The 23948-nt window shown below is 72.7% G+C and carries 22 protein-coding genes; 13 read left to right on the top strand and 9 right to left on the bottom strand.

Annotated elements, in window-relative coordinates:
• Positions 1-98: 98 nt before the first annotated feature.
• The 5 genes from ACZ67Q_RS12095 to ACZ67Q_RS12075 form a co-directional block, all read right to left on the bottom strand.
• The gene (locus tag ACZ67Q_RS12095; RefSeq protein ID WP_471179913.1) at positions 99-1013 is read right to left on the bottom strand and encodes an SCO1860 family LAETG-anchored protein; all 915 of its coding nucleotides are present in this window, start codon (positions 1011-1013) and stop codon (positions 99-101) included.
• A 142-nt stretch (positions 1014-1155) separates the two neighbouring features.
• Complete coding sequence (locus tag ACZ67Q_RS12090; RefSeq protein ID WP_471179911.1) at positions 1156-2247, bottom strand: amidohydrolase family protein; 1092 nt, start codon at positions 2245-2247, stop codon at positions 1156-1158.
• 44 nt (positions 2248-2291) lie between these two features.
• Positions 2292-3083, bottom strand: coding sequence for an amino acid ABC transporter ATP-binding protein (locus tag ACZ67Q_RS12085; RefSeq protein WP_471179908.1), 792 nt, complete (start codon positions 3081-3083; stop codon positions 2292-2294).
• A complete protein-coding gene (locus ACZ67Q_RS12080; RefSeq protein WP_471179906.1) occupies positions 3080-3913 on the bottom strand; it encodes an amino acid ABC transporter permease in 834 nt (277 codons plus the stop codon). Before ACZ67Q_RS12080 ends, ACZ67Q_RS12085 begins: the two co-directional genes overlap by 4 nt.
• Entirely contained in the window at positions 3910-4761 is an 852-nt protein-coding gene (locus tag ACZ67Q_RS12075) for a transporter substrate-binding domain-containing protein (protein WP_471179904.1), read from the bottom strand. The genes ACZ67Q_RS12080 and ACZ67Q_RS12075 overlap by 4 nt, the downstream gene beginning before the upstream one ends.
• 226 nt (positions 4762-4987) lie before the next feature.
• Between ACZ67Q_RS12075 and ACZ67Q_RS12070 the strand changes: the two genes are divergently transcribed.
• The 6 genes from ACZ67Q_RS12070 (at position 4988) to thpD (ending at position 11421) form a co-directional block, all read left to right on the top strand.
• Entirely contained in the window at positions 4988-6088 is a 1101-nt protein-coding gene (locus ACZ67Q_RS12070; RefSeq protein WP_471179901.1) for a pyridoxal-phosphate-dependent aminotransferase family protein, read from the top strand.
• Between the two features lie 1279 nt (positions 6089-7367).
• Complete coding sequence (locus ACZ67Q_RS12065) at positions 7368-7895, top strand: DinB family protein (protein ID WP_471179899.1); 528 nt, start codon at positions 7368-7370, stop codon at positions 7893-7895.
• A gap of 345 nt (positions 7896-8240) precedes the next feature.
• A complete protein-coding gene (gene ectA / locus ACZ67Q_RS12060) occupies positions 8241-8756 on the top strand; it encodes a diaminobutyrate acetyltransferase (RefSeq protein ID WP_471179897.1) in 516 nt (171 codons plus the stop codon).
• Positions 8757-8769: 13 nt separating this feature from the next.
• Complete coding sequence (gene ectB, locus ACZ67Q_RS12055) at positions 8770-10041, top strand: diaminobutyrate--2-oxoglutarate transaminase (protein ID WP_471179895.1); 1272 nt, start codon at positions 8770-8772, stop codon at positions 10039-10041.
• A gap of 64 nt (positions 10042-10105) precedes the next feature.
• A complete protein-coding gene (locus ACZ67Q_RS12050) occupies positions 10106-10510 on the top strand; it encodes an ectoine synthase (protein ID WP_361636407.1) in 405 nt (134 codons plus the stop codon).
• A 5-nt stretch (positions 10511-10515) separates the two neighbouring features.
• Positions 10516-11421, top strand: coding sequence for an ectoine hydroxylase (gene thpD, locus ACZ67Q_RS12045; protein WP_471179892.1), 906 nt, complete (start codon positions 10516-10518; stop codon positions 11419-11421).
• A gap of 90 nt (positions 11422-11511) precedes the next feature.
• Here thpD and ACZ67Q_RS12040 read toward each other — a convergent pair whose 3' ends face one another.
• The 3 genes from ACZ67Q_RS12040 to ACZ67Q_RS12030 all read right to left on the bottom strand — a co-directional run bounded on the left by ACZ67Q_RS12040 (position 11512) and on the right by ACZ67Q_RS12030 (position 14500).
• Positions 11512-12573 carry an aminotransferase class V-fold PLP-dependent enzyme gene (locus ACZ67Q_RS12040; protein WP_471179890.1) on the bottom strand — a complete coding sequence of 354 codons (1062 nt, stop codon included), beginning with the start codon at positions 12571-12573 and terminating at the stop codon, positions 11512-11514.
• A gap of 104 nt (positions 12574-12677) precedes the next feature.
• Entirely contained in the window at positions 12678-13394 is a 717-nt protein-coding gene (locus tag ACZ67Q_RS12035) for a DsbA family oxidoreductase (protein ID WP_471180114.1), read from the bottom strand.
• Positions 13395-13510: 116 nt separating this feature from the next.
• The gene (locus ACZ67Q_RS12030; protein WP_471179888.1) at positions 13511-14500 is read right to left on the bottom strand and encodes a GlxA family transcriptional regulator; all 990 of its coding nucleotides are present in this window, start codon (positions 14498-14500) and stop codon (positions 13511-13513) included.
• Between the two features lie 71 nt (positions 14501-14571).
• Here ACZ67Q_RS12030 and ACZ67Q_RS12025 point away from each other — a divergent pair, with 71 nt between their 5' ends.
• A complete protein-coding gene (locus tag ACZ67Q_RS12025) occupies positions 14572-15951 on the top strand; it encodes an MFS transporter (protein WP_471179885.1) in 1380 nt (459 codons plus the stop codon).
• 267 nt (positions 15952-16218) lie between these two features.
• Here ACZ67Q_RS12025 and ACZ67Q_RS12020 read toward each other — a convergent pair whose 3' ends face one another.
• Positions 16219-17748 (bottom strand): aldehyde dehydrogenase (NADP(+)), encoded by a 1530-nt coding sequence (locus ACZ67Q_RS12020; RefSeq protein ID WP_471179883.1) that lies wholly within the window; start codon positions 17746-17748, stop codon positions 16219-16221.
• A 116-nt stretch (positions 17749-17864) separates the two neighbouring features.
• On the opposite strand from ACZ67Q_RS12020, the gene ACZ67Q_RS12015 reads away from it, so the two are divergent.
• From ACZ67Q_RS12015 to ACZ67Q_RS11990, 6 genes are all read left to right on the top strand, one after another.
• Positions 17865-18638, top strand: coding sequence for an IclR family transcriptional regulator (locus tag ACZ67Q_RS12015; RefSeq protein ID WP_361636390.1), 774 nt, complete (start codon positions 17865-17867; stop codon positions 18636-18638).
• Positions 18639-18679: 41 nt separating this feature from the next.
• Positions 18680-19150, top strand: coding sequence for a GNAT family N-acetyltransferase (locus tag ACZ67Q_RS12010; RefSeq protein ID WP_471179881.1), 471 nt, complete (start codon positions 18680-18682; stop codon positions 19148-19150).
• A gap of 80 nt (positions 19151-19230) precedes the next feature.
• A complete protein-coding gene (locus ACZ67Q_RS12005; protein WP_471179879.1) occupies positions 19231-20283 on the top strand; it encodes a hypothetical protein in 1053 nt (350 codons plus the stop codon).
• Positions 20280-21539 carry a sensor histidine kinase gene (locus ACZ67Q_RS12000; protein WP_471179876.1) on the top strand — a complete coding sequence of 420 codons (1260 nt, stop codon included), beginning with the start codon at positions 20280-20282 and terminating at the stop codon, positions 21537-21539. Before ACZ67Q_RS12005 ends, ACZ67Q_RS12000 begins: the two co-directional genes overlap by 4 nt.
• A gap of 84 nt (positions 21540-21623) precedes the next feature.
• A complete protein-coding gene (locus tag ACZ67Q_RS11995) occupies positions 21624-22283 on the top strand; it encodes a response regulator transcription factor (protein WP_471179874.1) in 660 nt (219 codons plus the stop codon).
• Positions 22284-22337: 54 nt separating this feature from the next.
• On the top strand, positions 22338-23789 hold the full coding sequence (locus ACZ67Q_RS11990; RefSeq protein WP_471179871.1) for a peptidoglycan D,D-transpeptidase FtsI family protein: 1452 nt from the start codon (positions 22338-22340) through the stop codon (positions 23787-23789).
• Positions 23790-23948: the final 159 nt, after the last annotated feature.

Below are 23948 nucleotides of genomic sequence, written 5' to 3'. Positions count from 1 at the left end.
CCCATCCCGACGGCCGAACGTGCGCGCCCCATCCCGACGGCGGGTGGGCGCCCTCCCCGGCGGCGCCCACCCGGTCCCCCACGCCGGGCCCGGCCGGGTCAGTTCCGGCGGCGGGCCAGCGCGAACGCTCCGGCGCCCGCCGCGAGCAGGGCCACGGAACCGCCCGCGATGTACGGCGTCAGGGAGTTGCCGCCGGTCTCCGCGAGGTCGGCCTGCGCGGGGGCACCCTGCGGCTTGACGTCCGGGGCGGGCTCGGCGGCGGCCGGCTTCGGCGCGGGCGCGGCCGCTTTCGGCGTCTCGCAGGTCGCCTTCGCCAGGGTCACCGTGCCGGTCACCTCGGCCACGTTGAGCTTCAGCGGGTTCACCGAGACTCTCAGTTCCAGGGCCGTCGCCGCCGCCGTGCGGGAGGTCGTCCCGCTCCGGGACAGGTCCAGGCGGACCTCGCCCACGCCGGGCACCTTCAGGTCGGTGGTGCCGCCGGACGTCAGCGTGACGCGCTTGCCGAGGACCGTCACCGCGCCCAGCACGTTCGACGTGGCCACCGGGGTCTTCCCGGCCTCGCAGGTCGCCTTCGCCGTGACGTCCTCGACCTTGATCAGCGACAGCAGCGGCAGGCCGGGGACGTGCAGCCGGGCGTGCGCGAGGCGGGTGGAACCCTCCGCCCTGTGCGCGGTCGTCGTCGCCTTCGCCGTGGCCACCTCGGCGCTGAGCACGCTGAACGGATTGCCGTTGTTCACACCGTCCAGGCGGACGGAGAGCGCGGTCTTCTGCGCGCTCTGCGGCGCCTGGACCTCGTTGAGGGAGACCACGAGCGGGACGTTCACGGTCTTGTTGAGCAGGGACACGTCGAGGCCGGTGCGCAGGACCACGGCACTCGCCCGGCCCTGGTCACCGGTCGCGTGGGCCGGGCCGGCGCCCGCGAGGACCACGGGAGCGGCGGCGAGGGCCGTGGCGGCCGCGACGGCGGTCAGGCGTCGGCGGCGTGCGGGCATGCGGAAGGTGTTGCCGTTCAAGGGTGGGACCCCCAGAGAAGGAACGCTTCGGGACCCCGCAAGGATTACGGCTCGAACGTGGGGCGGTCAGCGTGGAGACGGGACTTCACCCCAAAGGGTGTTCGTCGCGCACGCCTTCGAATCCCACGCCTCAGGGAGACGCTCAGCTCACCGGTGTCCCGTTCACCACGACCCGGCGCGGGGAGACCAGCACGCGCACGTCCGCGCGCGGGTCGCTGTCGTACACCACCAGGTCGGCCGGTGCGCCCTCGTCGAGGCCGGGGCGGCCCAGCCAGGCGCGGGCGCCCCAGGTCGTCGCCGAGAGCGCCTCGAGCGGCGGGATGCCGGCCGTCACCAGCTCCGCGACCTCCGCGCCGACCAGCCCGTGCGGGAGGGAGCCGCCGGCGTCGGTGCCGACGAACACCGGGATGCCGGCGTCGTAGGCGGCGCGCACGGTGTCGTAGCGCCGCTCGTGCAGTCGGCGCATGTGGGCCGACCAGCGCGGGAACCGGCTCTCGCCGCCTGCCGCGAGCTGCGGGAAGGTGGCGATGTTGACGAGCGTCGGCACGATGGCCACACCGCGCTCGGCGAAGAGCGGGATGGTGTCCTCGGTCAGCCCCGTGGCGTGCTCGACGCAGTCGATGCCGGTTTCGACGAGGTCGCGCAGGGAGTCCTCGGCGAAGCAGTGCGCGGTGACGCGGGCGCCCAGGCGGTGGGCCTCGGCGATCGCCGCCTCCACGGCCTCGCGCGGCCAGCAGGCGGACAGGTCGCCGAGGTCGCGGTCGATCCAGTCGCCGACCAGCTTGACCCAGCCGTCGCCGCGCCGGGCCTCCTGGGCGACGTACGCGACGAGGTCGTCGGGTTCGATCTCCCAGGCGTAGTTGCGGATGTAGCGGCGGGTGCGGGCGATGTGCCGGCCCGCGCGGATGATCTTCGGCAGGTCGTCGCGGTCGTCGATCCAGCGGGTGTCGGACGGCGAGCCGGCGTCCCGCAGCAGCAGGGCGCCGGCGTCGCGGTCGGTGAGCGCCTGCTTCTCGGCCGTCTCCGGCTCGACCGGGCCGTGCGCGTCGAGCCCGACGTGGCAGTGGGCGTCGACCAGGCCGGGCAGCACCCAGCCCTCGGCCGTGCGCACGTCACGGGCGCCGGCCGGGCGGTCGTAGGAGATCCGTCCGTCGACCACCCACAGCTCGTCCCGGACGTCGTCGGGTCCCACCAGGACCCGCCCCTTCACGTGCAGCACCGCGCCATCGCTCATGCACGGCACTGTAATCAGCTCCCGCGGGGCTTCGCAGGGAGCCCCTACTCGCCCTTGCCCACCTGGTCGGACGTCTCCTCCTCCACCTCGGCCATCGCCGGGTCGAGGAGGCGGGAGAGGAAGTGGCGGGTGCGCTCGTGGCGCGGGTGGGTGATGACCTGTTCGGGGCTGCCGTCCTCGACGATCACGCCGCCGTCCATGAAGACGACCCGGTCGGCGACCTCCCGGGCGAACGTCATCTCGTGGGTGACGACCATCATCGTCATGCCCTCGCGGGCGAGCATCCGCATGACGGCGAGGACGTCGCCGACGAGCTCCGGGTCGAGCGCGGAGGTCGGCTCGTCGAACAGCATCACCTCGGGGCCCATCGCGAGCGCCCGCGCGATGGCGACGCGCTGCTGCTGGCCGCCGGAGAGGGAGGACGGGTAGGCGTCCGCCTTCTCCGACAGGCCGACGCGCTCCAGGTTCTCGGCGGCCACCTTGGCCGCACTCGCCTTGTCCCGCCTGAGGACCCTGCGCTGCGGCAGCGTGAGGTTCTCGGTCACCGTCAGGTGCGGGAACAGGTTGAACTGCTGGAAGACCATGCCGATACGGCGGCGTACGGCGTCGATGTCGACGTCCGGGTCGGTGACCTCGGTGCCGCCGACGAAGACCTGGCCCTTGCCCGGCTCCTCGAGGAGGTTCACGCAGCGCAGCAGCGTGGACTTGCCGGAGCCGGAGGGGCCGATGACGCAGACGACCTCGCCCTGGCCGATCTCCAGGTCGATGCCGCGCAGCACCTCGTTGTCGCCGAAGGACTTGTGCAGGTCCCTGATCTCGATCTCGGGTCGGCTCACTTGACGGCCTCCTGGGCCTTGGCCTCCATGCGGCGCACGACGAAGCCGAGCGGGATCGTGATCAGCAGGTAGCACAGGCCGGCCACCAGGATCGGGGTGGAGTTGGCGGTCGTACTGGCGAGGTCGCGGCCGTACTTGGACAGGTCGCGCTCCTCCAGGGTGACGCCGAGGAAGAGGACGAGGGAGGAGTCCTTGAAGAGCAGGACGAGTTCGTTGGTCAGCGGCGGGAGGATGATCCGGAACGCCTGCGGGATGATCACGGAGATCATGGCGCGGGCGGGCGAGAAGCCCAGCGAACGGGCCGCCTCCATCTGGCCCTTGGGGACCGCCTGGATGCCCGCCCGGATGGTCTCCGCCATGTAGGCGGCGGCGACCAGGCCCAGTGCGATGGCGACCTTGCCGTAGGTACCGCCGATGATCTCGGTGCCGGGGAAGGCGAGGGGTACGGCGACCCCGATGAAGATGAAGATCAGCAGGGCGGGCAGGCCGCGGAAGATCTCGATGTAGATGCCGGCGACCCAGCGGTAGGGGCCGACGGACGACAGCCGCATCAGCGCGATCACCATGCCGAGCGCGAGTCCGACGACGAAGCCGGAGACCGTGTAGAGCACGGTGTTCTTCAGCGCGAGCGTGATGACGTCCGGGAACATCTGGCGCGCGATGCTGCCCTGCGCGAACTGGTTCTTCAGCCGCCCCCAGTCCGCCGTGACCGCGAGCGCGATCACGGCGGCGACGAACACGGCGTACTGCGCGCCGCGGGACACGCTGCGCTTCTGACGCCGGGTCAGGCCCTTCTTGCGAGGCTGGACTTCCGTGTCGGTCGACGTCATGAGGCGGCGGGCGAGGCGACGGAGGCGTCGTACGGGCCGATCCACTGCTCGTACAGCTTCTTGTACGTGCCGTCGGACTTGGCCTTCGCGATCGCCTTGTTGATGGCCTCGCGCAGCTTGGTGTTGCCCTTCTTGACGGTGAAGCCGTACTGCTCACCGGTCTTGAGGTTGTCGACGACCTTGAACTTGTCCGCGTTGGCCTTGTCCTTCAGCCAGCCCTGGACCACGGGGTAGTCGATGATGACGGCCTTGACCTGGCCGGTGCGCAGACCGTTGATGACGGCGTCGGAGGACTCGAAGGAGACCGGGTCGAAGCCCTTGCTCTTGGCGTAGTCCTCGCCGGTGGTCTGCGCCTGGGCGCCGAGCTTGATGCCCTTGGCCTTGACGTCGGCGAGGGAGTTGACGCCGCTGCTCTTGTCGACCAGGACGGCCTGGGTGGCGTCGAAGTAGGGGTCGGAGAAGTCGACGTTCTTCTTGCGCTCGGCGGTGATGGTCATGCCGGCCGCGGCCAGGTCGCACTTGCCTGCGTTGAGGAAGGCGCCGGTCTTGAAGTTCTCGAACGGCGTGTCGAGGATCTCCTGCTTCACGCCGAGGTCCTTGGCGACCAGGTCGATCAGGGAGACGTCGAAGCCCTGCACCTTGCCGTCGATCTCCGACTGGAACGGCGGGTAGGGCAGGTGGGTGCAGGTGGTCAGCTGCCCGGCCTTGACCAGCTCGACCCCGCCGGCAGCGGTCTTGGAGCCGCTGCCGCCGTTGTTGGTGGAGGTGCACGCGGCCACGAGCATCAGCCCGGCCGTCGCGGTGGTGGCGGCCAGAACGCGGGTCCGGCGCCCGAGGAGCGTGTTCACGGGGGAGCCTCCTGTGTTGGAACTGAGAGTTCCGATTATAAGGAGAGGTTTGGGCCTCTCAAACCAAACCCATGGTTACGGGGCGGTCTCACCTTAGAAAGACGCGCCGGGCAAGGGGGACCAACCCGCCCAAGACGCCGTGGCGGAAGGGGCCCAGGGGGTGACGGTTACCCTCGACGATGCCTGTACCCGTGAGTCGTACCCGTGATGTGAAGAGAGCACCGCCGTGACCCACCCCTTCCTGGACCTCGCCCCGCTGAGCGCCGCCCGCTTCGCCTCCATCGAGGACCGGGTGGCGCGGCTGCTCTCCACCGAGCAGGACGTGCTGATCATGCAGGGAGAGGCGCTGCTGCCGCTGGAGGGCGCGATCCGCGCGACCGCCGGGCCGGGCACGACCGCACTGAACGTGATCACGGGTCCGTACGGGCAGACCTTCGGCAACTGGCTGCGCGACTGCGGCGCGACCGTCATCGACCTGTCGGTGCCGTTCCACACGGCGGTGAGCGCCGGGCAGATCCGTGAGGCCTTCGCCGAGCACCCGGAGATCGACTTCGTGTCGCTGGTGCACGCGGAGGCGGCGACCGGCAACACCAACCCGGTCGCCGAGATCGGGCCGGTGGTGCGGGAGCACGGCGCGCTGTTCTACCTGGACGCGGTGGCCTCCGTCGGCGCCGAACCGGTGCTGGTGGACGCATGGGGCGTCGACCTGTGCGTCATCGGGGCGCAGAAGGCGATGGGCGGGCCTGCCGGGGTGTCGGCGGTGTCGGTGAGCGAGCGGGCGTGGGCGCGGATGGCGGCCAACCCGGGCGCGCCGCGCCGGTCCTACCTCTCCCTCCTGGACTGGAAGGAGCGCTGGCTCGACGGCGGCCGCAAGGCGCTGCCGCACGCGCCGGCGCAACTGGAGATGCTGGCGCTGGAGGCGTGCCTGGACCGCATCGAGGCGGACGGCCTGGACGCGGTGATGGCCCGGCACGCGCGTGCCGCGGCGGCCACACGCGCGGGCGCGGTGGCGCTGGGCGCCGGCCTCGAGCCGTACGTGTACGAGGCGGCGGAGTCGGCCCCGGTGGCCACGACCCTGCGGGCCCCGTCCGGCGTGGACGCCTCGGACCTGGTCGCCCGCGCCCTGGCCGGCGACCCGGCACTGCCGCTGGCCGCGGGCGGCGGCGCGCTGGCCAAGGAAATGATCCGCGTCAACCACTACGGCCCGGCCGCCACCCCGGGCACGGTACGAGGCTGCCTGACGGCCCTGGGCGCGGCCCTGTCGGACAAAAACCTGAAGGCGGACCTGCCGGCAGCCCTGCGAGCCGCAGACAACACCTGGCGCTGACCACGCCGGGGGGGGGCGGACGCACCCGCATGCACCGGGCCCGGGAGCGGCGGGGGGCCGGGGGGTGCGCTGGGGCCGGGGGCCGGGGGTGCGGTGGGCGCGCGAGTGGCCGGGGCGCCGAGGGCCGATGTGAGCGGCCGGGGATGGGGCCCGGGTGTGCGCTGGGCGCGCGAGCGGCCGGGGCGCCGAGGGCCGATGTGAGCGGCCGCGGATGGGGCCCGGGTGTGCGCTGGGCGCGCGAGCGGCCGGGGCACCGAGGGCCGCCGGGAGCGGCCGGGCCCAGGGGGCCAAGGGTCGCGGTGAGCGGCCGAGCCCGGGCCACAGGCCGTACCCCGGGGCTGGAGCCCGAGCCGGAGCCGGAGCCGGAGGACGGTTGAGCCGGAGGGCCGGGGGCCGCGGGCCGAAGCCCCCGCGTGCCCGGGCCGGACACGGGGGGGTGTGCGCGGGCGCGCAAGCGACTGAGCGCCGTGGCCGGGACGTGAGCGGCCGGGCGCCAAGGGCGGAGGCCAGGGTCGCAGGCCGGGGTCGGCTGCCGGGGTCGACGAAGGCCAGGGCCGAGACCCAGACCCCAGAGCCAGCGTCGAAAGCTCAGTCGCCAGGACCGAAGGCCGCACACCTGGGCCGCAGACCGCATACGGGGGCCGGACGCCCGGGTGTCGCCGGGCACGCGAGCTGCCGGCGGCCAGGGTCGGAGGCCAGACACCGGACCGGTGCCGAAGGCCGCCGGAGGCCGCCCGCCAGGGCCGCAGGCCGCACGCCGCACGCGCACGCCGGGGCCCCATGGCAGGCACGGGGCCGAAGGCCGCACACCGGGGCCGAACGCCGGGGTGTGCGCCAGGCGCGCGAGCGTCCGGGCGCCGAGGTCGGAGGCCAGGGGCGGAGACCGGACGCCGGGACCGGCGGCCAAGGCCGCACGCCGGGGCCAGCGCCGGAGGCCAGACACCGGGGGCGGGCCGAATGCCTCAGCCCTGGGCCGGCTGCCGGGGATCTGCACCGGGCGCGCGAGTGGCCGAGCGCCGGGGCCCGGCCAGAGACCGGGGGGAAACCGCTCGCCGAGACTGGCGCGCAGGCCGGAGGCCACACGCCCCATACCGCGACCGCAGGCCGGAGGCCACACGCCGGGGCCGCCGGCCCCACACCGCGACCGCAGGCCGCAGGCGCCACGCCCGGACCGCCGGCCGGAGGCCGGGTGCTGGGGTGGGCGTCGGCGGGGGTGCGCCGGAGAGGGGGGGCGGCGGTCGTGTCGGCGGGAGTTCGGGGGGCGTGTCATGCTCCAGGCATGGCCAACGACGCGCACCAGATCCTGCCCGACGGGCGCCCCGTGCCGCTGCTGACCGGGGAGGAGCGGCCCATGCTGGAGAGCTGGCTCGCCTTCCACCGGGCCACGCTGGAGCTGAAGTGCGCGGGGCTGGACGACGGGCAGGTGCGGCTGGCGGCGGCCGAGCCGTCCTCGCTGACCCTGCTCGGGCTGGTGCAGCACCTGGCGGAGGTGGAGCGCAACTGGTTCCAGCGGGTGTTCGCGGGCCTCGACGTCCCGCCGGTCTTCGGCGAGGAGACCGGGTACGGCCTCGACCCCGAGCGCGGGCTCGATGAGGCACTGGCGATCTGGCGCCGCGAGGTGGCGCGCGGGCAGGAGCTGTGCGCCGGACGCTCGCTGGAGGCCACCGGGCGCATCGTGGACGGGCCGATGGCCGGCCTGGAGGTCTCCCTGCGCTGGGTGCTGATCCACATGATCGAGGAGTACGCCCGGCACAACGGCCACGCGGACATCCTGCGCGAGCGCATCGACGGCACGATCGGCGCCTGAATTAACGATACCGAACGACACACATCTATTCCGGGAATTGCGTTCCCTTATTCCAGCCCTATTCTTGTGGGTAGCTTCCCGTCTTCTTCTGCCCGCTTCTCACGACCCTAAACGCAAAGATTTCGCGAACACCGAGCGGGGTAATTCGGGCAGATCTCGCGGGGGTTACATGGTTGTGACGCGTTACACACCGCGTCCTTTTTGCCACCTTCATCCCGGGCAAATGCGGACAACTTTCCGGCAGCTCGCGTACCTGCCCGCGCCCGCGCGATAACACAGAACGGGCCCGCAGGAAACCCCCACCCTCCATGCATTTTTCAATTTCGCTCGGTAAATTCAATTTGCATGACCGCCGCACCAGCAGACCTGCTCATAGACCGCCCGTCGGTGGCTGACGGAGCCGCCCTGTGGCGTATCGCCAGGGACTCCGACGCTCTCGACCTGAACTCCTCCTACAGCTACCTGCTGTGGTGCCGCGACTTCGCCGGCACCTCCGCCGTCGTGCGCCGGGAGGACGGGGAGCCGGTCGGCTTCATCACCGGGTACGTGCGGCCCGAGCGGCCGCACACCCTGCTCGTCTGGCAGGTGGCCGTCGACGCCGCGTACCGCGGCAAGGGCCTCGCCGCCGCGCTGCTCGACGGGCTGACCGCCCGGCTCGCCGCCGAGCACCGGATCACCGACGTCGAGACCACGATCACCCCGGGCAACACCGCCTCCGAGCGGCTGTTCACCTCTTTCGCCGCCCGGCACGGCGCGCGGGTCGAACGGGAGGTCCTGTTCGACGCCGGACTCTTCCCGGACGGCCCGCACGACCCCGAAGTGCTGTACCGCATCGGCCCGTTGACCCTGACTTCCCACTGAGGAGCGATTCGTCGTGACCATCACCCAGCCCGACCTGAGCGTCTTCGAGACCGTGGAGTCCGAGGTGCGCAGCTACTGCCGCGGCTGGCCCACCGTCTTCGACCGCGCGCAGGGCAGCCGCATGTACGACGAGGACGGTCACCAGTACCTCGACTTCTTCGCCGGTGCCGGGTCACTGAACTACGGCCACAACAACCCCGTACTGAAACGGGCGCTGATCGACTACCTCATGCGGGACGGCGTCACGCACGGCCTGGACATGTCGACCACGGCCAAGCGGTCGTTCCTGCAGACCTTCCAGGACCTGGTGCTGCGCCCCCGTGACCTGCCGTACAAGGTCATGTTCCCGGGGCCGACGGGCACCAACGCCGTGGAGGCGGCGCTGAAGCTGGCCCGGAAGGTGAAGGGCCGCGAGTCGATCGTGTCGTTCACGAACGCCTTCCACGGCATGTCGCTGGGCTCCCTCGCCGTCACCGGCAACGCCTTCAAGCGGGCCGGCGCCGGCATCCCGCTGGTGCACGGCACGCCGATGCCGTTCGACAACTACTTCGACGGCACGGTCCCGGACTTCCTGTGGTTCGAGCGGCTGCTGGAGGACCAGGGCTCCGGCCTGAACAAGCCGGCCGCGGTGATCGTGGAGACCGTGCAGGGCGAGGGCGGCATCAACGTCGCCCGGCCCGAGTGGCTGCGCGCGCTCAAGGAGCTGTGCGAGCGGCAGGACATGCTGCTGATCGTCGACGACATCCAGATGGGCTGCGGCCGCACCGGCGCCTTCTTCTCCTTCGAGGAGGCGGGCATCACGCCGGACATCGTCACCGTCTCCAAGTCCATCAGCGGCTACGGCCTGCCGATGTCGCTGTGCCTGTTCAAGCCCGAGCTGGACGTGTGGGAGCCGGGCGAGCACAACGGCACCTTCCGCGGCAACAACCCCGCGTTCGTCACCGCCACCGCCGCGCTGGAGACGTACTGGGCCGACGGCGCCGCCATGGAGAAGCAGACCCGCACCCGCGGTGAGCAGGTCGAGCAGTGGCTGATCGCCATCACCGAGGAGAACCTCGCCGACATCAAGGAGTACCGCGGCCGGGGCCTGGTGTGGGGCATGGAGTTCCACGACAAGGCCCGCGCCGGACGGATCGCGCACCGCGCCTTCGAGCTGGGGCTGCTGGTGGAGACCTCCGGCCCCGAGTCCGAGGTCGTCAAGCTGCTGCCGGCCCTGACCATCACCCCGGACGAGCTGGACGAGGGGCTGAAGACCCTGGCCCGCGCCGTCCGCGAGACCGCCTGAGCCGCACCTCGCACAACCCCTCCCCCACCGCCGAACACCCCGACCTAGGAGGCATCGCACCACCGTGATCGTCCGTTCGTTCAAGGAGATCGAAGGCACCGACCGCCATGTGAAGGCCGCGTCAGGCACCTGGGAGAGCAAACGCATCGTGCTCGCCAAGGAGCGCGTCGGCTTCTCGCTGCACGAGACGATCCTGTACGCCGGGACCGAGACGTCGATGTGGTACGCCAACCACATCGAGGCCGTGGTCTGCACGCGGGGCGAGGCGGAGCTGACCGACCACGAGACCGGGAAGACCCACACGATCACCCCGGGCACCATGTACCTCCTGGACGGCCACGAGCGGCACACGCTCAAGGTCAAGGAGGACTTCCACTGCATCTGCGTGTTCAACCCGCCCGTCACCGGCCGGGAGGACCACGACGAGAACGGCGTCTACCCGCTGCTCACCGAACCCGAGGAGGTGTGAACCGCATGACGGCCACCACGACCCCGACCACCGTCACGGACCTGTACCCCACCCGCGGCACCACCGAGGTGACGGTGCCCCGGCAGGACCCGGTCGTCTGGGGCGCCCCCGACGCCCCGGGCCCGTTCCAGCCGGCCGACCTCGGCGCCTTCGAGCGTGACGGCTTCATCGCCGTCGACCAGCTCATCCGCCCCGACGAGGTCGCCGAGTACAAGCGCGAGCTCGACCGGCTGGTCAGCGACCCGGCGATCCGCGAGGACGAGCGGTCCATCGTGGAGCCGCAGTCCAAGGAGATCCGCTCCGTCTTCGAGGTGCACCGCATCAGCGAGGTCTTCGCGAAGCTGGTGCGCGACGAGCGGGTGGTCGGCCGCGCCCGGCAGATCCTCGGCTCGGACGTGTACGTCCACCAGTCCCGGATCAACGTCAAGCCGGGCTTCGGCGCCAGCGGCTTCTACTGGCACTCCGACTTCGAGACCTGGCACGCGGAGGACGGTCTGCCGCGGATGCGGACGGTGTCCGTGTCGATCGCGCTGACCGAGAACTTCGACACCAACGGCGGTCTGATGATCATGCCGGGGTCGCACAAGACGTTCCTCGGCTGCGCGGGCGAGACGCCGAAGGACAACTACAAGAAGTCGCTGCAGATGCAGGACGCGGGCACGCCGTCCGACGAGGCGCTCACCCAGCTCGCGAGCGAGTACGGCATCCGGCTGTTCACCGGCAAGCCGGGCTCGGCGACCTGGTTCGACTGCAACGCCATGCACGGCTCCGGCGACAACATCACGCCGTACCCGCGCAGCAACGTCTTCATCGTGTTCAACAGCGTGGAGAACACGGCGGTGGAGCCGTTCGCGGCGCCCATCCGACGCCCCGAGTTCATCGGCGCGCGGGACTTCACTCCCGTCCGGTGAGCTGACCGGACACCGACCACCGGGCCGGGACCTCCTCGTGTGGGACGGGGGGTCCCGGCCCGGTCGTGTGCCGGGCCGGGGCAGGCGCGTTCAGCCGGCCAGTACGTCCAGCAGACGGTCGACGTCCGCGAGCGTGTTGTAGAGGTGGAAGGCGGCGCGCAGGTTGCCGGCGCGGTCGGACACCTCGATGCCCGCGTCGCTCAACTCGCCCTGGCGGCGGCCCAGTCCGGGCACGGACACGATCGCGGAGCCCGGCGCCGCGATCGGCTCGTGGCCGAGCGAGCCGAGCCCCTTGCGGAAGCGGTCGGCGAGCGCCACATCGTGTGCGTGGACGGCGTCCACGCCCAGCTCCTCGATCAGTTCGAGCGAGGCGCGCAGCCCGGCGTAGCTGAAGAGGGCGGGGCTGACGTCGAACCGCCGGACGGCCTGGGCGAGTTCGGTGACCGGCCCGTAGCAGCTGTCCCAGGGACGCTCGCCCGCGGACCAGCCGGCGAGCAGCGGGGTGAGTCCGCCGAAGTCCCGCGTGGCGTCCGGGGCGACGAAGAACGCGGCACCGTGCGGGCCCATGAGCCACTTGAAGCCGACGGCGGCGAGGAAGTCGTAGGCGTCCGGGTCGACGGGCAGCCAGCCGGCCGACTGGGAGGCGTCGAGGTAGACGCGGGCCCCGTGTGCGCGGGCCGCCTCCCGCACCGCGGTCAGGTCGGCGAGGCGGCCGTCGGCGGACTGCGTGACGCTGACCGCGACCAGCGCGGTGCCGGGACGCACGGAGGCGGCGAGCTTCTCCAGCGGTACGGCGCGCACGGTGAGGTCGGCGCGCACGTGGAAGGGGTTCACCAGGGAGGAGAAGTCGGCCTCGGCGGTGAGGACTTCGGCTCCGGCGGGCAGCGAGGCGGCGATCAGCGCGCCGTACTCGGCGACCGACGCGCCGGTCGCCACCCGCTCCACCGGGACACCGGTCAGCCGGGCGAAGGAGGCGCGGACGGCCTCCACGTCCTCGTACAGGGAACCGAGCGGCCTGCCCTCGGCGCGCAGCCGTATCGCCCGATGCAGGGCGGTCACGGTGCGGGCCGGGAGCAGACCGTTGCTCGCGGTGTTCAGATAGGTGTTCCTCGTGGCGAACTCGGCGCGGACGACGCTCTCGAAGGTCTCCATGGGACCACTGTGCGGCTCCGCGTACTCCCCGTCCATTGCGATTTTTTGCGCGGTACCGCCAAGGACTGCTTATGTGTGGCAGCTGACCTGCGGCTTTCTACCGCTCAGCCGTGCTGCGGCACCGCACATCCGTCCGGACCGCACGCCTGGGCGCCGCCGTCGTCGAGGAGGGTCAGCGGGGAGCGGTCTCCCCACGCCTGGGTGAGCGCCTGCGTGAAGACCTCGGCGGGCTGGGCGCCGGAGACGCCGTAGGTGCGGTCGAGCACGAAGAACGGCACACCGCGCGCGCCGAGCTGGGCGGCCTCGCGTTCGTCCTCACGGACGGCGTCGGCGTAGGCGTCCGGGTCGGCGAGCACCGCGCGGGCGGCGTCCGCGTCGAGCCCGGCGGCGACGGCCAGGTCCACGAGTCGCCCGTCGTCGTCGAAGACGGACCGTTCCTCGGCGAAGTTGGCCTTGTACAGCGCGTCCAGCAGCTGGTCCTGCCTGCCCTGCTCCTTGGCGAAGTGCAGCAGGCGGTGCATGTCGAAGGTGCTGCCGTGGTCGCGGCCGCGAGTGCGGTAGTCCAGGCCCTCGGCGGCGGCCTGGGCGCCGAGGTTGTCCTCGCCGGCCTGCGCCTGCGCCTCGCTCATGCCGTACTTCTTGGTGAGCATGGTGAGCACGGGCTGGATGTCGTCCTTGGCCCGGCCGGGGTCCAGCTCGAAGGAGCGGTGCACGACCTCCACCTCGTCGCGGTGCGGGAAGGCAGCGAGCGCCTTCTCGAAGCGGGCCTTGCCCACGTAGCACCAGGGGCAGGCGATGTCGCTCCAGATCTCGACGCGCAGGGTCACGGCTCACTCACTCCAGGTCGTGCGGGGTGCGGAGTGTCCCTCCGCCTTTGATGTGTGAACGTTCAAGCAGCGGGGTTCATTCCCCGAGCGTTCGTTACCTGGGCGGATCATCATGCGACCGCGGAGGCGGCCCGGGTGCCGTCGGCGCCCAGGCGGCTGAACTGGGCGCGGTACGCGCTGGGGGTCAGTCCCGTGCGCCGGACCAGGTGGGCGCGCAGCGAGTCCGCCGTGCCCAGACCGCAGGCGCGGGCCACCTGGTCCATCGGAAGGGCGGTGGTCTCCAGCAGCTCCTTCGCCCGCTCGATGCGCTGGTGCAGCAGCCACTGCAACGGGCTGACCCCGCTCTCGGCATGGAAGCGCCGCGTCAGGGTCCGCACCGAGACGCCCGCGTGCCGGGCCAGGTCCGTGAGGGTGAGCGGCTTGTCGAGGTTGCGCATGGCCCAGCCGCGGGTGTCGGCACAGGCGGTGCCGCGCTCGGGCGGCAGCGGGGTCTGGGTGAACTGGGTCTGCCCGCCCGGCCGTACCGGCGCGACCAGGGCCTGCCGGCCGACCTCGTTGGCGACGGCGGCGCCGTAGTCGGTGCGGATCATGTGCAGGCACATGTCGATGCCGGCGGCGTAGCCGGAGGAGGTGAGGATGCGGCCGTCCTGTACATAGAGGACGTCGCCCTTGAGGTCGACCGAGGGATAGCGCACGCGTAGTTCGGCGGCGAGTTCCCAGTACGTGGTGGCGCTGCGGCCGGCCAATAGTCCCGCCTCGGCGAGCACGAAGGCGCCGCTGCAGATGGAGGCGATCCGCTTGCCGGCGGCGTGGGCCTCGGTGACGGCGGCGACGGTCAGCGGATCGGGCGCGTAGCGCTCACCGGTACCGGCGATCAGCACGGTGTCGGCACCCCGGACCGCCTCCAGACCGGTTCCCACGTGCAGGTCGAGGCCGCCGGTGGTGACGATCGGCCCGGGCTGCGGCGTGCAGACGGTCACCTCGTACCCGGGGACGCCGTCCACCCGCGCCTTCTCGAACAGCAGCTCGGGGATGGCGAGGTTGAACATGGACACCCGCCAGGGCGCGACGACGGCGATGCGGTGCGGCACGACAGGCATGGCCAGAACCTCCGGAGGTATGGCATTCAGGCCACTACTGTACGACGGCCCGGAACCGCATGATCGACGGCATGACGACGCAGCACGCCCCACAGGGCGAAGAACTCCTCGTACACGACCGGGAGTTGAGGGACGACCGCCCGTCCTCCCCCGTGCTCACCCTCACCGCCGCCCTTCTCGGTTTCGCGCTGATCACCCTCGACGCGTCCGTGGTGAACGTGGCCCTGCCCGCGATCGGCGGGGACCTCGGGGGCGGACTGTCCGGCCTGCAGTGGGTCGTGGACGCCTACACCCTGGCCTTCGCGGCGCTGATGCTGTCCACCGGCGCCTTCGCGGACCGGGCGGGGGCGAGCCGCGCCTTCGCTCTCGGCACCGCGGTGTTCACCCTGGCCTCGGCGGCCTGCGGCCTGGCCCCTGGCCTGCCTGCGCTGATCGGCGCCCGGGTGGCGCAGGGCGTGGCGGCGGCCGTGGTGCTGCCGGCCTCGCTGGCGCTGGTGCGGCAGGCCTATCCCGAGCCCGGCCGGCGGGCGCGGGCGGTGTCGCTGTGGGCGGCGGGCGGTTCCGTGGCCGTGGCGCTGGGCCCGGTGGCGGGCGGCGCGCTGACCACCGCGTGGGACTGGCGGGGGATCTTCTTCATCAACCTGCCGCTGGGCGCGGCGGCCCTCGCCCTGCTGCTGCGCGCGCCCCGCTCCGAACGCCGCCCGGCCCCGCTGGACGTACCGGGCCAGCTGACGGCGGTCGTGGCCCTGACCGCGCTGACGTTCGCGGTGATCGAGGGGGGCCGGGTCGGCCTCGCGGCGCTCGCGGTGGCGGTCGTGGCCGCCGTGGTCTTCCTGCGCGTGGAGGCGCGCAGCACCCATCCGGTCGTACCGCTCGGCCTGTTCCGGGACCGGGCCGTGACGATCGCGGTGGCCGCGGGGTCGGCGTGCAGTGTGTCCTTCTACGGCGTGCTGTTCGTCTTCGCCCTCTTCTTCCAGCGGGTCCAGGGCCACTCGGCGCTCTACTCGGGGCTGCTGTTCCTGCCGATGTCGGCCCTGATCGCGGTGACGAACATCGCCTCGGGCAAACTGGCCGCCCGCTACGGCCCCCGGGTGCCGATGCTGCTCGGCCAGAGCCTGGCCGCGCTGGGCCTGCTGGCCCTGCTCACCGTGGACGCCCGCACTGCCCCGGCGGTGGCGGCGCTGCTGCTGGTCCCCATGGCCCTGGGCTGTGCCCTGACGATCCCCCCGCTGACGGCGGTGATGATGGACGCGGTCCCGGCGGAGCGCGCGGGTCTGGCGGCGGGCGTCCTCAACTCGGCCCGGCAGGTGGCGGGGGGCCTGGGGATCGCACTGTTCGGCACGCTGGTCTCCGACGGCTTCGAGGCGGGCATGCGCTGGAGCCTGGTCATCGGGGCATCCCTCTTCGCCCTGACCGGATCAGCCAGCACGCGCCTGCGGCAGCGCCCCTGAGGAGGACGGGACACGGCCGGACACGGCCCCTTCGGACGCAGGCCCACGCACCGCCCCAAGGGGCGCGGGATACGGCCCCTTCGGGCGCAGGCCCAAGCACCGCCCTCAGGGGTGCGGAATGCATCGGGCGCCAGGCCCACGACAACACCCTCAGGGGCGCGGGGAACTGCGCGAGCAACCCACCACACCCCGCAGCCCGCACCGCACCCGCACCCCCACGGCGAACCCGGACCCGCCCCGGCGAACCCCCACCCGCCCGGCGAAGCCCTACCGCTCCAACCGCCCGTTGAACCGCCGCGGCAGCCCCAGCGGGTTGTCGTCCCGCAGCTCCGGCGGCAGCAGCGCCTCGGGCGCCCCCTGGTACACCACCGGCCGCAGCCACCGCTCGATGGCGGTCCCGCCGACCGACGTGGACGTGGACGTCGTCGCCGGGTACGGCCCCCCGTGATGCTGGGCGGGCGCCACCGCGACGCCTGTCGGCCAGCCGTTGACCAGCACGCGTCCGGCGAGGGGGGTCAGCTCCCGCAGGATCTCCGCCCCGCGGCCCTCGCCCGCGGCCTCCTCCGACGACAGCTGTACGGTCGCGGTGAGGTTGCCCGGCAGCCGGGACAGCACGCCCTTGACCTCCGCGTCGTCCTCGTAGCGGGCGACGACGGTGACCGGGCCGAAGCACTCCTCGAGCAGCAGGTCGTACGCCCCCTCCTCGGTCAGCTTGCTCGCCGGGACGGTGAGGAAGCCCGCGCTGACCGTGTGCTCGCCGCCCGCGCCCGGCGTCACCGGCGTCTCCACACCCGGGAGCCCGGCGCGCTCGGCCACCCCGGCGACGAAGTTGTCCCGCATCCGGTGGTCGAGCAGGACACCGGCGTCGGTGTCGCTGACGGCGTCGGTCAGCGACTTCACCAGCTGGTCGCCCGCGCCGCCGGCCGGCACCAGCACCAGACCCGGCTTGACGCAGAACTGGCCGACCCCGAGCGTCATCGACCCGGCGAGCCCGCTACCGATCGCCTCCGCGCGCTCGGCGGCCGCGGCCTCGGTCACCACGACCGGGTTCAGCGAGCCCAGCTCGCCGTGGAACGGGATCGGCACCTCACGGGCCGCGGCCGCGTCGAACAGCGCCCGGCCGCCGCGCACCGACCCGGTGAAGCCCGCGGCACAGACCAGCGGGTGCTTGATCAGCTCGACGCCCGCCTCGAAGCCGTGGACGAGACCCAGGACTCCCGCCGGGATGCCGTGCTCCGCGGCGGCGTTGCGCAGCACCTTCGCGACCAGCTCGGACAGCGCCGGGTGGTCGGGATGGGACTTGACGACGACCGGGCAGCCCGCGGCGAGCGCGCTCGCGGTGTCACCGCCGGGCACGGAGAAGGCGAAGGGGAAGTTGGACGCGGAGTAGACGGCGACGACGCCGAGCGGGATCTTGTAGCGGCGCAGGTCCGGGACCGGCGGGGTCGCGGTGTCGTCGGGGTGGTTGATGACGACGTCGAGGAAGGCGCCCTCATCGACGATGTCCGCGAAGGCGCGCAGCTGGTAGCAGGTGCGGGCGAGTTCGCCGGTGAGCCGGACCGGGCCGAGCGCGGTCTCCGCGTCGGCGACCTCGACGAGGTGGTCCTTCGCCGCGTGCAGCCGGTCGGCGGCGGTACGCAGGAAGGCGGCGCGGACGGTGCGGTCGGCGAGCGAGTCGCGGGCGGCGTGCGCGGCGCGGACGGTGGCGTCCACCTCCTGGGCTGTGGCCTCCACCGCAACCTGTTCCCGCTGCTTCCCGGTTCGGGGGTCGACACTCCAGACTGGTGCTGCTGCCACCGTGGGTCCCTCCCAGTACGTCGCCGCCCCACCAGGGGCGTTCGATATACTGAACACTGTCTCTGATGATGAACAGCTCGGAGACTATTTCCCGTCCAACGAAGGGGTCAAGGGCGATGTCGGCAGGCGAGACGGGCGGCGGGGCGCAGGTCAAATCGGCGGTACGGACGGTGGAGCTGCTGGAGTACTTCGCGGCGCGCCCCGGCATGCACTCCCTGGCGTCGGTGCAGGAAGCGGTCGGATATCCCAAGTCCAGCCTCTACATGCTGCTGCGCACCCTCGTGGACCTGGGGTGGGTGGAGACCGACGCCACGGGCACGCGGTACGGCATCGGGGTGCGGGCGCTGCTGGTCGGCACCTCCTACATCGACGGCGACGAGGTGGTCGCGGCGGCCCGGCCGACGCTGGACCGGCTCTCCGACGACACCACCGAGACCATCCACCTGGCCCGGCTGGACGGCACCAACGTCGTCTACCTCGCCACCCGGCAGTCGCAGCACTACCTGCGGCCCTTCACCAGGGTCGGCCGCCGGCTGCCCGCCCACTCCACGTCGCTGGGCAAGGCGATCCTCGCGACGTACAGCGACGAGCAGGTGCGCAAGATGCTTCCGGAGACGCTGCCGGCGCTGACCGAGAACACCATCACGGACCGGGAGAAGCTCATCGAGGAGCTGCACCAGGTGCGCGAACAGGGCTTCGCCGTGGACCGCGAGGAGAACACGCTGGGGCTGCGCTGCTTCGGTGTGTCGATCCCCTACCGCACCCCGGCCCGGGACGCCATCAGCTGCTCGGTTCCGGTCGCACGCCTCACGCCCGCCCATGAACAGCTGGTGAAGGACGCCCTGTTCGACGCCCGCGACCGGCTGACCCTGGCCACCCGCCGGCTCTGAGACGTGGGCATTCCTCCGGGGCGGCCCGTAGGCTCTGGGGCATGGATGTCGTACTCCGTGAGGTCCACGACAGTGATCTGCCGGTGTTCTTCCGGCAGATGAACGACCCGGAGGCGCTGCGCATGGCCGCCTTCACGCCGAAGGACCCGGCCGACCGGGACGCCTTCGACGCGCACTGGCGGCGGATGAGAGCGTCCCCCGTCGTGCTGCGCACGATCCTCGCCGACGGTGACGTGGTCGGCTCGGCGGCCGTGTACGGGGAGCCGGGTGAGCGCGAGGTGACGTACTGGGTGGACCGGGCGTACTGGGGACGCGGGGTGGCCACGGCCGCGCTGCGGGCCCTGGTCGGCGAGGTGCCCGAACGCCCGCTGTACGCGCGGGCGGCGGCGGACAACGCGGGCTCGCTGCGGGTGCTCGGCAAGTGCGGTTTCCAGGAGACGGCCCGGGCCACGGGGTTCGCGCAGGCGCGCGGCGAGGAGATCGAGGAGGTCGTGCTCCGGCTGCCGGTCTGAGGCGGTCTCCCCCGCGCGGCGGAGGCGGATCGTCACCGCGCAGGAGGCCGGGGACGGGCCGGGCGCGCGAGCCTGGGCGCATGAGTCAGTCACTCGCCCTCACGTCCGGCGCCCCGGACCGCCCGCGCCGCGTCCTGCGGGCCGTCACGATCGCGGCCTGCGTGCCGTATCTCGCGCTCAAGGCCGCCTGGATCGCCGGGAGCCGCCTCGGGATTCCCGACGGCAGTCCGCTGCTGGACCACCGCACGACCATGGTCGTGGCCAACGCGGTCACCGTGCTCATGGACGGCGCGGTGATCGTGCTGGCGCTGCTGCTGACCCGGCCGTGGGGGGTGCGGGTGCCGGCCTGGCCGCTGGCCCTCCCCGCGTGGGTGGCCACCGGTCTGCTCGCGCCGATCATGGCCGGGTTCCCGCTCCAGCTGCTGGTCACGGCGGTGGGCGGGCGCACGCACACGGCCGGTGGCGGCGAACCCTTCCTGGACGCCTGGGTGTTCGCCGTGGTGTACACCGGTTTCATCGTGCAGGGCCTGTGCCTGGGGACGCTGTTCGTGCGGTACGCCCGCGACCGCTGGGGCGGCCTGTGGCGGGGCCGGGTGGGCGACCTGACGTCCGGGGCGCGGGGGTGGGCCCAGCGGGTGGCCGCGGGTGCCGCCGCGGTGCTCGCGCCCGCCGTCGTCGCACCGCACCTGCTGTGGCTGTGCGGCAGCACGGCGGGCCTCAGCACGGGCCGCGCCGCCGGCCGGGACAGCGGCTTCCACGTCATGGAGGCCCTGTACGTCGTCTTCCTCGCGTCGGCCGTCGTCGGCGGCCTGCTGCTGGCGTTGCGCCGGGGCCGCCGGCTGCCCGTCGTGGTGCCGCTCGCGGCGGCCTGGCTCGGCTCCGGCGCGACGGCCTGCTGGGGCGGCTGGCTCGCGCTGGCCTCGCTGACCGGTGTGGAGAAGGCGGCCGACCGGCCCACGGCGCTGATGAACCTCACCTACGCTGGCCACATGATCATCGGACTGCTGGTCGCCGCCGTCGGCGTGTGGTTCCTCGCGGAGCGGTCCGCGCTGCTCGGCGGAGGGGCTACGCCGGGCGCCGGGCGAGCGACGGCTCTCGCCGGACCGGCGGCGGCCGCGGAGCCCGGCGCGTGACATCCGGGGCCCGGCTGCTGTTCGGGCGGCGGGCGCGGCGCCGTTGGATTCATCTGATCCTCGGTGGTGCGCTCGCCATGCCGTACGTCTTCGTCGGTGAGGTGATCGTCGGGCCGGCCATGGACTCCCGGTACGTCTTCGGCGATCTGCCGCTGCAACTGCTGTCGTTCGCCGTGGGGTTGCCGCTGGCCGCGCTCACCGCCGCCGTGTTCCCGATGACCCGGCCGCTCGAGGCGGGCGCGGCGCGCGCCCTGTGCGGTATCGACCCCGACGCGCTCTCCCCCACGCCGGCCCGGGGCCGCGCCGCGCGCGGCCGGTCGGCGGCCTGGTTCACGCTGCATCTCGGGCTCGGCGGCATCCTGTCCGGGATGTCGCTGGCCGTGCCGCCGTTCGCGGTCGTCCTGATGGTGCTGCCGCTGTTCGCGGGGCTGCGCGGAAGCGGGCTGGGGCTTCCCGAAGCCCTCGTCCACGGCTGGGGCCTGGCGCTCGCCCCGCTCGCCGGTCTGGCCATGCTGGTGGCGCTCGCCGGGTGCGCGGCCGGCTGCGGGGCGCTGCTGGCCCGGTGGGCGCCCGCGCTGCTCGGGCCGACCCCGGAGGACCGGCTCGCGGCCGCCCAGGCGCGCGCCGCCGACCTCGCCGTGCGCAACCGGCTCGCCCGCGAACTGCACGACTCCGTCGGGCACGCCCTCAGCGCGGTCACCCTGCAGGCGAGCGCGGCCCGCCGGGTGCTGGACAGCGACCCGGAGTTCGTCCGCGAGGCGCTCGCCGCGATCGAGGACACCACCCGGCGCACCGTCGGTGAACTCGACGCCGTCCTCGGCGTGCTGCGCGCCGGTGACGCCCCCGGTACGGCGCCCGCGCCCACCCTCGCCGCCGACCTCGGCGCCCTGCTGCGCCGCACCCGCGCCGGTGGGCTGCGGGTGCGGGCCGAGGTCGGCGTGGATCCGGCCGCGCTGCCCGACCTGGTCTCCCGGGAGGCGTACCGGATCGTGCAGGAGGGGCTGAGCAACGCGCTGAAGCACGGCGATGCCGGGAACGCGGTGGACGTGCGGATCGTGGCCGCCGGCGCGCATCTGGAGATCACCTTGACCAACTCCCTCGGCACCCGCCGCGCCCCGGCCGCCCGGCCCGGAGGCGGCCACGGCCTGCGCGGCATCGCCGACCGGGCCCGGCTGCTGGGCGGCGGCGCCGAGGCCGGCCCGGCCGGCGAGGCCTGGCGGCTGCACGTCCACCTGCCGCTGCGGGGCACCGCATGACCCCGCCGGAGCGACCGCATGCCCGCCCGGGCCGGCGCACGACCGTGCCGGGCGTGACCGTACGACTCCGACGAAGGGACCCGTATGAGCCGTGAGCCGATCCGGATCGTCCTCGCCGACGACGAGCGCATGGTCCGCACCGCGCTGCACGCCATCCTGTCCGCGGAGCCGGACCTCGAGGTGGTCGGGGAGGCGGCGACCGGCGCCGAGGCGGTGGCCGTCGTGCGCGACCGGCGGCCCGACGTGGTGCTGATGGACGTGCGGATGCCGCAGATCGACGGCATCCGCGCCACCGAGCAGATCCTCGCCACGCTCCCCGACGGGCCCCGCATCGTCGTCGTCACGACCTTCGAGAACGACTCCTATGTGTACGACGCCCTGCGCGCCGGAGCCGCCGGGTTCCTGCTGAAGCGGGCGGACGCCGACACACTCGTCCAGGCGGTACGGCTGGTCGCGCGGAGCGACACCCTGCTCTTCCCCTCCGCCGTGCGCACGCTCGCGTCCGCCCACGCGGGTGCCCCCGCAGCGCCCCCGCCCTGGGTGACGCGGCTCACGGACCGCGAGCGCGAGGTGCTGCGCCTGATGGCGGCCGGGCTGACCAACGCGGAGATCGCCGGGCGCATGGGCGTCGGCCCCGCGACGGTGAAGACGCACGTGGCGTCGGTGCTGGCCAAGACCGGCACCCGGGACCGCACCCAGGCGGTGATCGCGGCGTACGAGGCGGGCTTCCTGAGCGGACGATGAGAAAACCGGGCACGAGGGAACGATCGACGCCCGCCCGCTCGTCTTCTGATCGGGATGAACAAGACGATCAGGCGCGCATCGGTCTTCGCGCTGCTCCTGGTGCTCGCCCTGCTGGTGCGGGCGACCTGGGTGCAGTTCTACGACGGCACGGCGCTCGCGGACGACAAGGACAACCGGCGCAACGCGATCCAGACGTACGCGGAGCCGCTCGGCAACATCATCGTGGCCGGACGCTCCGTGACCGGCTCGACGCGGACGTCGGGCGGTGATCTGGCGTACAAGCGGACGTACACGGACGGGAGGCTGTACGCGGCGGTGACGGGCTATGCCTCGCAGGCGTACGCCCCGACCCAGTTGGAGGGCATCTACTCACAGCTGCTCAACGGCACGGACCCGCGGCTGCGGACGGTGATGGACACGGTCACCGGCAAGCGGGCCGACCCGGGCGACGTCCTGACGACCATCGACCCGGACGTGCAGAAGGCGGCGTACAAGGCGCTCGGCGGCAAGAAGGGCGGGGCCGTCGCCATCGACCCGAAGACGGGCCGGATCCTGGCCGTCGTGTCGGCGCCGTCGTACGACCCGTCCGCGCTCACCGACGCCAACACCGCGGGCTCGGCGTGGAAGGAGCTGAACGCCGACGCGGACAAGCCGCTGAACAACCGGGGGCTGCGCCAGCCGCTGCCGCCGGGCTCCACGTTCAAGCTGGTGGTGGCCGCGGCCGCACTGGAGGACGGGCTGTACTCCTCGGTGGACCAGCGCACGGTGAGCCCGGACCCGTACCGGCTGCCGGGCACCACGCGGGACCTGAGCAACGAGAACCCGTCGGCGCCCTGCGAGAACGCTTCCATCCGGGTCGCCCTGCAGTACTCCTGCAACAACGTCTTCGCGAAGATGGCGGTCGACCTCGGCCAGGACAAGGTGCGGGCGATGGCCGAGAAGTTCGGCTTCGACGACGAGCAGCAGGACGTGCCGGTGCGGGCGTACCCGAGCGTGTACCCCAAGGACATGGACAAGGCACAGACCGCGCTGACCGGCATCGGCCAGTTCGACGTGACGGCGACGCCGCTGCAGATGGCGATGGTGTCGGCGGCGATCGCGAACGGCGGCAAGCTGGTCTCGCCGCACATGGTGGCCCAGGTCACCGACAGCGGCGGCGACGTGCTGCACAACTACGACGAGGACGCGCAGAGCGAGGAGATCGTCAGCTCCCGCACCGCTGAGCAGCTCCAGTCGGCGATGCAGACGGTCGTCGAGGACGGCACGGGCACCAACGCCCGGATCCCCGGCGCGACCGTCGGCGGCAAGACCGGTACGGCCCAGCACGGCGAGAACAACAGCAAGACGCCGTACGCCTGGTTCACCTCGTACGCCAAGGCCGGTGACAAGGAGGTCGCGGTGGCGGTCATGGTCGAGCAGTCGGACGCGGCGCGCTCCGAGGTCAGCGGCAACGGGCTGGCCGCGCCGGTGGCCAAGGCCATGATGAAGGCCGCGCTGAAGAGCTAGGGCGCAGAACGGGGGGACTTGGGGGCAGCCGCTCGGGGGCTGCCCCCTATGTCGTGCCCGCACTCCCGCGGTAGGTTCGGTCCGCCATACGGTGTTCGAATTCCCGTACACCGCTGGTCCCGTTCCCGATCTCTTCCCGGCGCACCCGCGTTCGATTGC

Source organism: Streptomyces sp. NPDC036813 (assembly GCF_055609245.1).
Note: the sequence above shows the minus strand (reverse complement) of the source record. Positions and strands in the feature narration are given on the sequence as shown.

Excerpts from the sequence above, each read along its gene's own strand:
- ACZ67Q_RS12090 (WP_471179911.1), bottom strand. The coding sequence starts at position 2,247 with ATGAGCGATGGCGCGGTGCTGCACGTGAAGGGGCGGGTCCTGGTGGGA.
- ACZ67Q_RS12080 (WP_471179906.1), bottom strand. The coding sequence starts at position 3,913 with ATGACGTCGACCGACACGGAAGTCCAGCCTCGCAAGAAGGGCCTGACC.
- ACZ67Q_RS12065 (WP_471179899.1), top strand. The coding sequence starts at position 7,368 with ATGGCCAACGACGCGCACCAGATCCTGCCCGACGGGCGCCCCGTGCCG.
- ectA (WP_471179897.1), top strand. The coding sequence starts at position 8,241 with ATGACCGCCGCACCAGCAGACCTGCTCATAGACCGCCCGTCGGTGGCT.
- thpD (WP_471179892.1), top strand. The coding sequence starts at position 10,516 with ATGACGGCCACCACGACCCCGACCACCGTCACGGACCTGTACCCCACC.
- ACZ67Q_RS12040 (WP_471179890.1), bottom strand. The coding sequence starts at position 12,573 with ATGGAGACCTTCGAGAGCGTCGTCCGCGCCGAGTTCGCCACGAGGAAC.
- ACZ67Q_RS12030 (WP_471179888.1), bottom strand. The coding sequence starts at position 14,500 with ATGCCTGTCGTGCCGCACCGCATCGCCGTCGTCGCGCCCTGGCGGGTG.
- ACZ67Q_RS12025 (WP_471179885.1), top strand. The coding sequence starts at position 14,572 with ATGACGACGCAGCACGCCCCACAGGGCGAAGAACTCCTCGTACACGAC.
- ACZ67Q_RS12015 (WP_361636390.1), top strand. The coding sequence starts at position 17,865 with ATGTCGGCAGGCGAGACGGGCGGCGGGGCGCAGGTCAAATCGGCGGTA.
- ACZ67Q_RS12010 (WP_471179881.1), top strand. The coding sequence starts at position 18,680 with ATGGATGTCGTACTCCGTGAGGTCCACGACAGTGATCTGCCGGTGTTC.
- ACZ67Q_RS12005 (WP_471179879.1), top strand. The coding sequence starts at position 19,231 with ATGAGTCAGTCACTCGCCCTCACGTCCGGCGCCCCGGACCGCCCGCGC.
- ACZ67Q_RS11995 (WP_471179874.1), top strand. The coding sequence starts at position 21,624 with ATGAGCCGTGAGCCGATCCGGATCGTCCTCGCCGACGACGAGCGCATG.
- ACZ67Q_RS11990 (WP_471179871.1), top strand. The coding sequence starts at position 22,338 with ATGAACAAGACGATCAGGCGCGCATCGGTCTTCGCGCTGCTCCTGGTG.